General features: G+C 70.1%; 13 protein-coding genes. 5 read left to right on the forward strand and 8 right to left on the reverse strand.

Features of this window, described 5'->3' with window-relative positions; all coding sequences use genetic code 11:
- Positions 1-509: 509 nt before the first annotated feature.
- Both ACTMTI_RS16770 and ACTMTI_RS16775 read right to left on the reverse strand, forming a co-directional pair.
- On the reverse strand, positions 510-947 hold the full coding sequence (locus tag ACTMTI_RS16770) for a hypothetical protein (protein WP_441121274.1): 438 nt from the start codon (positions 945-947) through the stop codon (positions 510-512).
- Positions 948-1,088: 141 nt separating this feature from the next.
- On the reverse strand, positions 1,089-2,240 hold the full coding sequence (locus ACTMTI_RS16775; RefSeq protein ID WP_441121275.1) for a hypothetical protein: 1,152 nt from the start codon (positions 2,238-2,240) through the stop codon (positions 1,089-1,091).
- Positions 2,241-2,254: 14 nt separating this feature from the next.
- Between ACTMTI_RS16775 and ACTMTI_RS16780 the strand changes: the two genes are divergently transcribed.
- Complete coding sequence (locus ACTMTI_RS16780) at positions 2,255-2,611, forward strand: hypothetical protein (protein WP_441121276.1); 357 nt, start codon at positions 2,255-2,257, stop codon at positions 2,609-2,611.
- Positions 2,612-2,767: 156 nt separating this feature from the next.
- On the opposite strand, the gene ACTMTI_RS16785 is transcribed toward ACTMTI_RS16780, so the two are convergent.
- The gene (locus tag ACTMTI_RS16785) at positions 2,768-3,547 is read right to left on the reverse strand and encodes a TetR/AcrR family transcriptional regulator (RefSeq protein ID WP_441121277.1); all 780 of its coding nucleotides are present in this window, start codon (positions 3,545-3,547) and stop codon (positions 2,768-2,770) included.
- A 94-nt stretch (positions 3,548-3,641) separates the two neighbouring features.
- On the opposite strand from ACTMTI_RS16785, the gene ACTMTI_RS16790 reads away from it, so the two are divergent.
- Complete coding sequence (locus tag ACTMTI_RS16790) at positions 3,642-4,883, forward strand: FAD-dependent oxidoreductase (protein ID WP_441121278.1); 1,242 nt, start codon at positions 3,642-3,644, stop codon at positions 4,881-4,883.
- A 156-nt stretch (positions 4,884-5,039) separates the two neighbouring features.
- Here the strand turns inward: ACTMTI_RS16790 and ACTMTI_RS16795 are convergent, their stop codons facing one another.
- Both ACTMTI_RS16795 and ACTMTI_RS16800 read right to left on the reverse strand, forming a co-directional pair.
- Positions 5,040-5,231 (reverse strand): hypothetical protein, encoded by a 192-nt coding sequence (locus tag ACTMTI_RS16795; protein WP_441121279.1) that lies wholly within the window; start codon positions 5,229-5,231, stop codon positions 5,040-5,042.
- A gap of 482 nt (positions 5,232-5,713) precedes the next feature.
- Positions 5,714-6,622, reverse strand: a complete 909-nt coding sequence (locus tag ACTMTI_RS16800) for a LysR family transcriptional regulator (protein WP_441121280.1) — start codon at positions 6,620-6,622, stop codon at positions 5,714-5,716.
- Positions 6,623-6,709: 87 nt separating this feature from the next.
- On the opposite strand from ACTMTI_RS16800, the gene ACTMTI_RS16805 reads away from it, so the two are divergent.
- Entirely contained in the window at positions 6,710-7,729 is a 1,020-nt protein-coding gene (locus ACTMTI_RS16805; RefSeq protein ID WP_441121281.1) for a YeiH family protein, read from the forward strand.
- Between the two features lie 93 nt (positions 7,730-7,822).
- Here ACTMTI_RS16805 and ACTMTI_RS16810 read toward each other — a convergent pair whose 3' ends face one another.
- From ACTMTI_RS16810 to ACTMTI_RS16820, 3 genes are all read right to left on the reverse strand, one after another.
- On the reverse strand, positions 7,823-9,019 hold the full coding sequence (locus tag ACTMTI_RS16810) for an FAD-dependent monooxygenase (RefSeq protein ID WP_441121282.1): 1,197 nt from the start codon (positions 9,017-9,019) through the stop codon (positions 7,823-7,825).
- Between the two features lie 327 nt (positions 9,020-9,346).
- A complete protein-coding gene (locus ACTMTI_RS16815) occupies positions 9,347-10,465 on the reverse strand; it encodes a hypothetical protein (protein WP_441121283.1) in 1,119 nt (372 codons plus the stop codon).
- 184 nt (positions 10,466-10,649) lie between these two features.
- Positions 10,650-11,183 (reverse strand): NUDIX hydrolase, encoded by a 534-nt coding sequence (locus tag ACTMTI_RS16820; protein WP_441121284.1) that lies wholly within the window; start codon positions 11,181-11,183, stop codon positions 10,650-10,652.
- A gap of 144 nt (positions 11,184-11,327) precedes the next feature.
- Here ACTMTI_RS16820 and ACTMTI_RS16825 point away from each other — a divergent pair, with 144 nt between their 5' ends.
- Together ACTMTI_RS16825 and ACTMTI_RS16830 are read left to right on the forward strand one after the other, a co-directional pair.
- On the forward strand, positions 11,328-11,954 hold the full coding sequence (locus ACTMTI_RS16825; protein ID WP_441121285.1) for an RNA polymerase sigma factor: 627 nt from the start codon (positions 11,328-11,330) through the stop codon (positions 11,952-11,954).
- An 81-nt stretch (positions 11,955-12,035) separates the two neighbouring features.
- Complete coding sequence (locus ACTMTI_RS16830; RefSeq protein WP_441121286.1) at positions 12,036-12,293, forward strand: anti-sigma factor family protein; 258 nt, start codon at positions 12,036-12,038, stop codon at positions 12,291-12,293.
- The last annotated feature ends 12 nt before the right edge of the window (positions 12,294-12,305 follow it).

Consider the following 12,305-nt stretch of genomic DNA (forward strand, 5'->3'; position numbering starts at 1 on the left):
GTACGCTCCGGCGGCGACCACGTCCCGCCCGGTCGTCGGTTCCCCGACGCGCGGCACGTCAATGTAGATCTCCCGCCGCACCGCTCCTGCCTCCACCCACCACAAACTGGTGGTACGGCCCTTGAACGGGCCCTATGAGCCGGGCCTACATCTCCGGCCCCCGGCGCGGGAACCGGCGCCAGCCCGCCTTGATCATCGTCTCTTTGATCGGCTCACCTCCACGCGGGACGCGGACAGGAGGTGCGGGTGGAACGGCGGCTCACCCCCACGTGGGGGTGACCCGTCGGTCCGGCCCAGTGGTCAGGGTCCGGGGCAGCGCTCCCCACGCCCGTGGGGGTGACCCGGTGACCGCCGCCTGGTGCAAGAAGTACAAGTTGATTTCGGCCACGCCAGATGCGTCTGGCCCTTGATAGGTCACGATCGCCTCCCGCAGTGAGGCGGCGGCGGCCACAACACCAGAACCTGGCCGGTCTCGGGTCCGCCACGCTCAACGCCCTCCTCCTCCGGCTTCACCAGGACTCTTGCCAGGTCCCCTCGGGAATCCGGTGGAGGGCCCGGGTCGCGGTGAACCATTTCCGGTCGAGGAAACGCCCGGTGATCCGGCCGACCATGCACAACATGAGGTGCAGGCACCGTCCGAGGTCGTGAGGACCGCCGAGCGCGATCCCGCTCGCGTACGGCCGGTAGTCGGGGAGTTCCATATACCCGCCTTCCTCGTACGGCGGGGTAACGTCTCCGACATATTCTCCGTCGTAGTAGAGGTTCACCGGTTCGAGGTCCCTGAGGTGGTCGTTGTAGCGAATCTCAAGGACGCGCCGCTTTCCCAGGTTCCGTATGGCGGGATGGTACGGGTAGAGGCCGGAGGCGAGGATGTGCGTCCACCCGGGCGCGTGCGCGCCTGCCCAGACCATCTCCTCGGACGAGCTCTGGAATGTCTCCGTCGCCATCTCGAGGCCGCACTCCCGGCGCGAATCAGGGTCCACCCGAAGAAGCTCGCACACCTCGTCGGCGTTACCGCTCTCCACCCAGAGCCCATGGAACAGATATTCGATTCGGTGCTCGACCAGGAGACTTGCGATTTAAGGTGATCAAGCTGACTTCTTGAGTGCTGGGTGGCGTGGAGCTGGGGTGCTGGTACGGCCCTTGGGGCGTCCAGGACCGGCCGTGGAGGATTTCGGTGGGGTAGCGGGAGTGCCCAAGGTGATCAGCAGTCGGGGGAAATCCCTGCGGACTCGTCCCGGAGATAGTCTGCGGTGGTGGCGCCGTTCCCAAGGGTAGCGTTGATCTTGGGCGTGGTGGCGGGCGAGCAGGAGCTGGGTGTAGGCGGCCAGCAGGGTCCAGGTCCAGCGCATCGCCTGTTCGGGATGGCGCAGCGCCATATGGGTCCAGCCGAGCACGCTCTTGAGGAATTTCAGGTAGTGCTCGATGTCGAACCTGCGGAGATATGATCTCCAGCATCGTTCCAGGTCAGGGATGCCTTGGCCGGACCAGAACAGCCACATCGGCTTAGGGGTGGCACGTCGACCGCCGGGCAGCCGTTCCACCTGGACGCAGATGACCGTGCCGGACAGGATCGGCGTTTCGGCCCGGTGGGCGAAGTGGTCCTTCTTGTCCAGCTTGGGGTGCAGGCCACCCCAGGCGGTGACGGTGACCTGGCCGTAAAGCCCATCGTGGAGGGTCAGTTGCTGGTCGGGCTCGCCATGAGTGTCGGGGCGGGCGCAGGAGAAGGGTTCGCCGTGGCGGCGGGGACGTCCGGCACGGCCGGCGTTGCCCGGCTCGCGCGGCGGTGGGTCACGATACAGCAGCCGGTCGTTGCGGATGCGGACCAGCAACTCGATGTCGTCGTTGCCGCTGACCGTGTGCACCCCGCACAACCGGTGATGGGTGTCGGCGGGCAGGTCGGTGCAGCGGGCCGTGTGCTCGCCGTTCACATCGGCCTCACCATGCAGCTCGTAGGCCAGCACCGCCAGGTCGTAACCGGCATCGTGGACGAATAGCTTGCGCCCGGTGCGTCCGGCCGCGCGCAGGCACCCGGCCAGGGCGCGGATCTGCCCGACCGCGGCCAGCGTCTGGGCCGGACCCCCGGTGGCAACCCGGACGGCGTCCATTGGCGCGACCCACGAATCGTGATCAAGGTTGAGCTGGGTGACATGCTGCCAGGCCCAGCCGGGCACCCCGCCATCCATCCCGCCCGGCCCGGACAGGTGATGCCACTCCCGTCCCGGGGCTGGTCTCGGCATATGGGCGCGGATGGGTGCTGGCATCGATCGCGAACGTCAACGGCCAATCCCTCGGCCCCGCCGCCACCAGCAACTCCGGCACGCGATCATCATCGATGCGGCCCGCGGCCAGCCCGTCATACAAGCTGCCCCAACTGCGGCGAAAGACCGGCTCCAGACTCAGATACGGCAGCGAAGTGATCATCGGCGCCGATAACACCGCGTCGGTGAGCTCGAACAACGCGTCCTTGCGGCTGGTCAAGCAGTCGTACCAGCCTGCCCGGAACTCCCGCAGCCTGTCGATGGCCTCGGAACTTCTCGTCGATGCCACTCCCGTACCCAGCGGCGTAACCGTCATACTGGACCCCACGGCCATCGTTTTGGATCTTTGATTCTTCGCAGAACAGAAGATCGACGATGGCGTCCTCGTGTCACACCGGCGTGCCGCTCCGCCACCCAATCGTGATCAACCTCGAGAGAGCAACCTTAAACGCAAGGCTGTCGAACAGGTTGCGGCCGCGGCATGCGCCGAATCCGGGGGAGACGGTTCATTGCGTGACGGCGCGGAGGAAGGCGGCGGCGAACACGGCGGCGGATTCCTCGATCGGCGGCAGGTCCGGGCCGATAGATGCCTCCAGGACAGGGCGGAGCAGCATGTGCAGGACCAGCGGCCCGATCATCATCTGAATGAGCAGGGCGATGGGAAGATCGCGTAGGCGACCCTCCGCTATCTCGCGGGACAGCAGCGTGCCGACGCCCTGCAGCATGCGCGGTGTCGCTTGTTCGAGGATCTGCCGGGCCGGGCCGGCGGGGCGGGCGAGGACATCGGCGAACAGCGCCGGCATGACCCGTGGCTCCTGGCCGAACGTGGCGATCAACGCTCGGTAGATGCCGCGGATGGTCTCCTCGATGTGCTCGGGCGGGTCCGCGGCCAGCGCCTCCACGTCCAGCACGGGGCTATAGCGGTCGAAGACCGCGGCCAGCAGGCCGTCTCGGCCCTGGAACACCGTGTGCAGGGTGGGCAGGGAGCAGTCGGCCGCGGCGGCGACCGCGTCCAGGGTGAGCGCGCCGAGTCCACGTTCGCCGATCAGGCGGCCTGCGGCCTCGATGGCGCGCTCCCGCACCGGCAGTCGGCCGCCAGGGTCGATGCCCGCTGCGCGCACGGCCTCATCGAGGGTGGCGCGCGAACCGTTCAGTCGGCGCAGCAGGGTGCTACGGGAGACGCCCGCGGCTGCGGCGATAGCGGTCAGCGGCACCTCGGCGACGTCCTGGCCGCGTTGTCTGGCCGCCCGGACGGCCGCCTCTACCAGGTCTTGCAACATGTCCATCGTCATGAAACTTAAGACTACTAGACATCTGGCACTGTCTCAAATATTGTCTCTGCAACGAGGTCATTCGATCTCCTGGAGAAAGGCCCGAACCATGACCGAAAAGACAACTGTGGTCATCAGCGGAGGCGGCCCTGCCGGCATGGTGCTCGGCCTGCTGCTGGCCCGAGGCGGCATCCAGGTGACAGTGCTGGAAAAGCACGGCGACTTCCTGCGCGACTTCCGCGGTGACACCGTGCACGCCTCCACCGTGCAGCTCATGGATGAGCTGGGTCTGGGCGAGAAGTTCCGGGAGCTGCCGCAGAACCGGCTGGGAGACCTGGAAGCGCCACTGCCCGACGGCGGCCGGGTGCAGCTGAGCGAGTTCGCCGCGCTGCCCGCGCCCTACAACTACATCGCGATGATCCCCCAGTGGGACCTGCTCGACTTCCTGGCCGGCGAAGCCGCCAAGGAACCGTCGTTCACGCTGCGGATGAACACCGCCGCCACCGGTTTGATCAAGGAGAACGGCAAGGTGGCCGGCGTGCGCTACCGCACCCATGACGGCGAGGAAGGCGAGATCCGCGCCGACCTCACCGTGGCATGCGACGGCCGCCACTCCACCCTGCGCCAGGAGGCCGGCCTTTCCCCGAAGGAGTACCCCGTCCCCTTCGACACCTGGTGGTTCCGGCTGCCGCGACACGCCGACGAGCAGGACCAGCTCGCCCGGCTCGTCGGCGAGTTCAACGGCGACCAGATCGCCCTCAGCTTCACCCGGGAGGACTTCTACCAGATCGCCTACTTCACCAGAAAGGGCGTCGACCCCCGGCTTCGCGCCGAAGGCGTCGAGCGCTTCCGCCAGAAGATCGCCCAACTGCTGCCCCAGTACGCCGACCGCGTCGAGCACATCCGCAGCATGGACGACCTGCACCTGCTCGACGTCAAGCTCAATCGCCTCCCCCGCTGGCACATTGACGGCCTGCTCCTCATCGGCGACGCCGCGCACGCCATGTCACCCGCCGGCGGCATGGGCATCAACCTGGCCATCCAGGACGCCGTGGCCGCCGCCACCCTCCTGGCCGAGCCCCTCCAGAACGGCACCCTGACGACCGCTGACCTGGCCAAGGTGCAAAAGCGCCGCTGGCGGCCGACCGTCCTGGTCCAGCGCTTCCAACTGCTGCTGCACCGCGTCATGTTCGCCCCCGCCTTCGCCGGCAAGCGGGTCGGCCCGCCCAAGCCGATCGTCATGGCGGCTCGCCTCTTCCCCGCCTTCCGCCGCATCCCCTCCAAGCTGATCGCCTTCGGCCCCCGCCCCGAACACGCCCCCGCCTACGCCCGCCGACCGAACGCGTTGTGATCGAGCCGCCTGCACGTCCGAAACAGACCCAATGGACGCAGCGGTGACGAGGCACCGCATCCGAAAGTTCCCACCTCGCCCCCCGCCCAGACGCCTGGCCTGCCGGGTGGGGCCGAAGTATTCCATGCCCCGCCAATAGCGGCAAAAAAATTCGCATCAACAGCGGAAAACCTGCGACAGAACATGCGGCGGCAGATGATCCTTCAGATCGACGGCGGCGCTCCTGTAACCGGCACGCGCCGCCTCGACGGAGGCGTTGACGTGGCGGATGACCATGCTGCCCAGCGCGATCGGATGTCGACGCAGCAATTCGTGAGCTCGGTAGTCAGCCGGGATTGCATCGAGCAACCTTAAAACGCAAGAGGAGATCCCGCTGATTCTCAAGTGGGTACTCCTGCGCCAGGTCTGCCATTGCCCTCACCTCCAGGTCACGACGTCGCACGCGAAACAAAGCGCGGAGTTGCCGGGCCTTCGCCTCGGCAACCCCGCATGATTCATCGCTGACATTGATTTGACTGCAACCCGAGTGGTGCGCGCACTGAAGGAGCGGACAGAAGCGGAGCGAACTGCAGCCACACAAGCCGCCAGAGCGCAGCGTGAGCGTCACCGGTACAAACGCCTCTTGGATTGGCTATGTAAGCGCTCTAAGCAATAGGCGCCACCCACTCCAGGAACCGGACGAACCGGGACAGCCGCCCACTCCAGGAACCGGACGAACCGGGACACCTGAAGATCCGCGTGATCCGCCCCTTACCCGGCGCGGTCCGGCAGTCGCCGGCATCCGGCGCGCTCGCCGTACGTCCACGATCACCGGCGACAGCGGACGGGGCTCAGCGGCGGACGGCGATGGCGAGCAGGGCCGCACCGGGGCCGGACGGCGGCGCCTCCGGACGCCACACCGCCCGGAACCACCTGCGCAACAGTGCCGGATCGGCGTCGAGCGGCACCGCGACGAGCCGCCCGTCCTCGAGCTCGCCCCGTACCACGAGGCGGCTGAGCACCGCCGGCGCCTCCCCCGCCACGACCGCGGCCTTGATCGCCGCCGTGGAGCCGAGCTCGGCGGCGGGGGGAGCCGGCTCCCGCACGCCGCTCAGCACTCTCCACACCGCCTCACGTGTCCCCGAGCCCGGCTCGCGCATGATCAAGGGTGTGCCGGCCAGCGTGGCCATGGACAGCCGGCCACGCCGCCGGGCCCACGGGTGCCCCACCGCCACCACTGCGACAAGTTCATCGGACTCGATCACCCGGCTGCGCAGACCGCGAGGGGCGCCCGGTCCCTCCACGAATCCGAGGTCCGCCGAGCCGCCCTGCACCAGGGACGCGACGTGCTCCGAGTTGCCGACCTGCAGCGCGACCCGCACCTCGGGCGAGCGCGCGCGCAAGGCGACGAGCCATCCCGGGACGCGGTGATCGGCGATCGTCATCGACGCGGCGACCCGCAGCCTGCCCGTGCCCTCCGTGTGCAGCGCGGTGACGCCGTCGACGAGCGCCCGCGCCGCGTCCAGGACCGGCAGCGCCCAGGTCACCACCGCCGCGCCCGAGGTCGTCAGCCGTGATCCGGTGGGTCCGCGCTCCAGCAGCACCAACCGCAGCCGCCGCTCCAGCGCGGTGATCCGCATGCTGGCGGCCGGCTGGCTGATCCCGTGCCGCTGCGCGGCCTGACCGAGGCTACCGGTCTCGGCGACCGATACCAGGAGGTCGAGGACGTCCAAGTCCGGAGTTCCCGGCGGCAGAGGCATAAGTCCAGCTTATGGGGTTCTCGGGATTTCCTCTCTACCGAGGTCGGCCCGCTGCGCTGATCGTGGTCCTAGGCGAAAGGAGACGGCATGGGCCATCGAGGTGTGATTCCTGGTCTCGCGCTCGCCGTTTCGCTCGCGGCCCTCGCGACGGGGCTCGGTTCGCTCGTCCCGCTGGTCGGCGGCCCGGTGTTCGGGATCCTGGCCGGAGTGGCAGCGGGCTGGGCGCTGCGCCGCTCGGAGCCGGCGGCCTTCGAGCGTTGCCGTCCGGGATCGGCCGTGGCCGGCCGGCACGTGCTGCAGGCGGCGATCGTGGTCATGGGCCTCGGGCTGCCGCTGACCGAGGTGCTGGGGGTGGGAGGTGCGGCGCTCCCCGTCACCCTGGGCACGCTCGGCATCGCCCTCGCCGGGGCGTGGCTCCTGGGCGGACTGCTGCGCCTGCACCCCGAGACGCGCCTGCTCATCGGAGTGGGCACCGGCGTCTGCGGCGCCTCCGCGATCGCGGCCGTCGCGGCCGTCGCACGCCCGGCCCAGGAGCGCGTGGCCCAGGCCATGGGCACGATCTTCACGTTCAACGTGCTGGCCGTACTGGTCTATCCCCTGCTCGGCCGCCTCCTCGGGCTGTCGCCGCAGGGCTTCGGGCTGTGGGCGGGCACGGCGATCAACGACACGTCCTCGGTGGTGGCCGCCGCGTACTCGTACGGGAGCGAGGCCGGCCAGCACGCCGTGGTGGTCAAGCTGGCGCGCAGCCTGATGATCGTGCCGATCTGCCTGGCCCTGCACGCGTGGCGGCACAGGAGCGACCGCCGCGCGCCCGCCGCGCGCCCGCCCGGCCGCGCCGGCCTCCTGCGCGCGTTCCCGCTGTTCATCGTGGCATTCGTGGCCGCTTCGGCGCTTGCCGCCACCGGCGCGATCCCGGCGTCCTGGCTCCCGGCGCTGTCGTGGGCCGGCAGCTTCTTGATCACCGTGGCCCTCACCGGGATCGGCCTCACCCTCGACCCCGCCCGAACCCGCCGCTCGGGCGCCCGTTCCCTCCTGCTGGGCGGCCTCCTCGGCATTGCCGTCGGCACGACCGGCCTGCTCCTGCAGGTCTTCACCGGCCAACTCTGACAGGCCGGCGAGGCCGTCGGTCCGGACGCCCCGGCGCCGGTCGCGTTCCGCGGACCGGGGCCCGGCACGTGTCAGCAGGGCCGGGACCTGGCCTCAGCGCGGCTGGGGCTCGGCGTCCACGTCGTAGGAGTACAGCCAGGCGTTGTGCCGGAGGATGTCCCCGTCGCGCAGTCCGGCGTCGCGTTCGCGTTGCGCGGGCCCGTCCGGCATGTGGTTGTACTCCGCCCGGCCCCGGCTCATCAGCTGCACCTTGCCGGCACGCGGCCGGCGAGTCTCCTCGTACGACAACAGCGCTTTCGGCACCGAATCGCGGTCGGACTCGCGCAGGCAGCGGGCCAGGACGGCGGCGTCCTCCATCGCCTGCCCGGCCCCTTGGGCGAAGAACGGCAGCATGGCGTGCGCGGCGTCCCCGAGCAGGGTGACGCGGCCGCTCGTCCACCGCTCGAGCGGGCTGCGGTCGTAGAGCGCCCATCGCTTCGTGCTCGGAGCGGCGGCCACCAACTGCCGCACCCTCTCGTCCCAGGTCTCGAACTCGACAGCGAAGTCGGACAGATCGCCGTCCGCCGTCCACGACTCGAGAAGCCATTCACCGGCCGGCACGATGGCGACGACGTTCACCAGCCGCCCGCCCGACACGGGATAGTGCACGACGTGCCGCCCGGGGCCGAGCCAGATCGACTGAACCTTCCGCTGTGCGTGCTCGGGCGCCTTCTCTACGGGTATCAGCGCGCGGAAGGCGCTCAGGCGGCAGAAGTGCGGCTCCACCTCGGTCACGATCAACGGTCTGACGGCCGAATGAATGCCGTCGGCTCCGATCACCGCATCGGCGCGCACCTTCGTCACGCCGCCCGTCCGATGCGCGAAGGTCAACTGGACCTCCGCGTCGTCCTGGTCGAGCGCCACGAAACGGTGATCGAGGCGAACGGTCTCCGCGGGCAGCGCGCTCTGGAACATCGCGAGCAGGTCCGCGCGGTGCGCGGTGTGCAGATTGGCGCCGTACATCCGCTCGCACGCCTCTCCCATCGGCTGCGAGTAGAGGACCTCCCCGTCCTCCCACCGCCGGTACTCCCACGCCGCCTCCAGCCAGACCGCGCACCGGGCAAGGGCGTCCCCCAAGCCGAGACGCCTGATGAGCCGCACCATGTTCGGCGCGATCATCACCCCGGCACCGACCTCGCGCAGCACCGGCGCCTGCTCGTACACGACGGCGTCCACGCCGGCCCGGCGCAGGTGAAGCGCCGTCGCCAGCCCGCCGAGCCCCCCGCCCACGATCGCCACCCGTAACGCCACAGCACCCCCCGATCTGCCCCCTTAGGCAGACCCTCATTGTGAAATGATCGCACCGCTTTGGCACCACCTGAGGGATAAATCACCCCCAGATCAGCCCTCGCGGTAGCGCCGATATCGCTTGCCAGGCTTCGATCAGGCGCCGGCCCGGCGGTCGCGGCGACCATCCCCCATGCGCTGCACCGATGGGTCGGCGAGAGCGGGAGCCCGGCCTTGCCGTACATCCGGAGACAGGAATCTGTGCGGTGGTGGGGAGGGCGACGGCGCGGGCCGCAGCCGGACCCTCCCCAGCCGCGGCACGCGCCAGGTCCCCCTACGGCGGGCAGCCGGTCAGGACGGGCCTGGGGCGAACGCCTGTGCGGGGGTGCCGGACCGGGACGGGGCGACCGCCTGCGCGGGGGCGCCTGGCCGGGACGGGGCGGTCAGCGCCTCCAGCTCGCCCTGGTACAGCAGCCGGTTGGCGAACAGCACGTCTGTCTTGTCGTTCAGCGTCAGGGCTGCCCGCAGCACCGTGCGCCCGCCGGACGGGACCCGATCGTGGGCGATCTCCGGTGCGTGCTCGCCGTACGTACCGCCGTTGCGCGTGCTCCCCGCTGGAGTGAGCCGGGTCGTCAGCGCCTGTTCGACGTCGGCGGCGGCGGACGCGGCGGGCAACACGCAGATCACGTTGACCGGCCGGTCGTTCAGGGTGGCCGGGCGGCGCAGCCCCACGCCGTACAGCGTGACGGCGCCGGCCGCCGGCGAGGCCATGATCGTGGCGGCGGCGACATCGCCGAGGCAGGCGGCCACGGCGGCGTGATCCGGGCTGTCGGCCAGCGAGGGCCTGCCTCCCATGACGGCCGCCAGCGGCCCGGGGGCCGAGGCCGTCGCCACCATGGCGTCGGTGACTACGACCTGGTTGAGCTGGTTGGTCACCCCCGGGACGATCGTGCGGGAGAGGTTGATCTCGGCGCCCGGGGCGAAGGAGAGCCCGTCGTGGCCGCCCAGGTGGCGGGGCTTGGCTCCGAGGGCGGTGAGCTTCGCCCGTACGGCGCTCGCATCGACGCCGCCGTCGAACCGGAACGCCTGCTTCGGTGGCACGCCGATCGAGATCGCCCGCGTGCCCGCCTCGGGCGTCATGCCGGTGGCCTTCGGCAGTAGCGCCGAGGCGTGGGCCAGGCTCCCGAGGCCGGAACCGGCCGCAGGCAGCCAGCGGCGGCCGTCGCCGGAGCCGCCGCTGACGCCGAGGCCGCGCCACCAGGCCGGTTCGCCGTATTCGACGTACGCGGCGGCGGGTCCCTCGCCAGAGACGTCCGCCAGCGCGTCCAGCAGCCCGCTCACGGCATCGGACGTTCCCGAGACGGCCGGGGACGGCGCGCCCTTCGGGCGTTCCACCACGGTGTCGGCGGCCTCTCGGGCACACCCTGTCAGAACCAGCAGCGCCGTCAGCGCCGCCCCCACTCTTCGCATGGGGCACGAGGCTAAGCGGGCGCTCTTGAAGCTCACTGGCGGACCGCTGCAAGTCCTCCAGCGGCGCGATAGCGCCCGATGCGTGTGCCGCTGCGGCACGGCTTGTGCGCTTGTTCGCGGTCAAAGGCGCGATCATGGATGGGGTACGAGGTCGCGTGAGCGGGCCGCCCGCCTCAGGCCCCGCCTAATGTGATGGGCGGGCCCGCAGGAGGTCGGCCAGGAAATGCAGCAGGGCCGCCGAGGTGGTCGCCGAGGTGATGGCCTGCTCGCCGATCAGCCGCTGGATGTCCAGCGTCGGCTGCCACTCGGCCCGCTCCCCATCCGCGCCGGCGGCCGGTGCGGCCCCGGGGGATGCCTGGTGGGCGACGAAGATCAGGTGGTCGCAGTCGGCGACGTCGCCGCCCGGGCGGGTCCGGATCAACGGCAGCAGGGGCCCCGGCCGCCAGCCGGTCTGTTCCTCCACGTGGCGGGCCGCGGCCTGCTCGGGCTCTTCGTCCGGGCCGATCTCGCCGAGCGGGATCTCCCATCCCCACGTGTCGGTGATGAGACGGTGCCGCCACAGTAGTAAGACCCGGCCGCCATGGAAGACCACCGCTCCGGCGGCCGGAGGCGTGCGGACGAAGGGCCGCTCCACATGCCCGCCACCGGTCAGCTCGACGTCCGCGACCCGGAGATCGACCCCGTTCGCCGCGTAGAGCAGCCTTTCCGAGCGCCGCATGGATGCTCCTCACCGATTCGCCGGGACATGCCCTCCGAGAATACGCACAACGCGGCCGGGCCCCGGCGGCGCCACGGAAACGTCGGAGGGAGAGATTAGCCTGGGGCGGTGTCGTCCCAGCGCTCGACCGGAGGGGAAGAGATTGTGGGGTCTTTCACGGGCGGAGGGCTACCCCCGGATGACGTCGTCGTCACAGCCCTGCGCGCCGGCGATGAGGCGATGTTCGCGGTGCTGCTCGACACCTGGTCCCAGGGCATGCTGCGGGTGGCGAGATCCTACGTGTCCACCGACCACTCCGCGGAGGAGATCGTCCAGGACACCTGGCTGGCGGTGATCGGCGGGATCGACGGCTTCGAGGGCCGCTCCTCGGTCAAGACCTGGATTTACCGCATTCTGATCAACACCGCGAAGAAGCGCGTCGTGCGCGAGAGCCGCACGCTGCCGTGGAGCTCTTTCGACCAGGAGGCGGGGTTCACCGCGAGCCCGGTGCCGCCGGGCGGCTGGCAGGAGCCCCCCGCGCTCTGGCCGACGCCCGAGAGCGAGGCGCTGGCGTCGGAGGTGCGCAAGCTGATCGCCGCCGCCCTGGCCAGATTGCCGCCGCGGCAGCGCATCGTGATCACCCTGCGCGACGTCGAGGGATGCACCTCCGACGAGGTGTGCGCGCTCCTGGAGATCTCCCCGGCCAACCAGCGGGTCCTGCTGCATCGTGCCCGCGCCACGGTGCGCGATCGGCTCGCGGACTACTTCGAGGCCGTGAAGCAGCCAGAATAGCTCGCGTACCCCCATCCGGTCCGTTCAGCGGCCACAATAAGTGAAACGGTTCATTCTCAGAGATAAGGGCGGTTCGACGTCGTGAAGCGGTTCACCTGCGATGAACTGGTGGAACTCATCACCGCCTACTTCGATGACGCCCTCGACCGGCAGGAGCGCGACGGCGTACAGACCCATCTGACCTGCTGCGAGGGGTGTGCGCGCTACGTCGAGCAGTTCCGCGCGACCATCGGCGCCCTCGGCGACCTGCCTCGGGGGGACCGCGAAACCCCGGAGAAGCTGTCCGCCGGCACCCGCGACCGGCTTCTGGCCGCCTTCCGCGAGCGGCACCGGTCATGAGGCGGGGAAGCT

This window comes from Nonomuraea sp. H19 (assembly GCF_052068215.1).
GTDB lineage: Bacteria > Actinomycetota > Actinomycetes > Streptosporangiales > Streptosporangiaceae > Nonomuraea.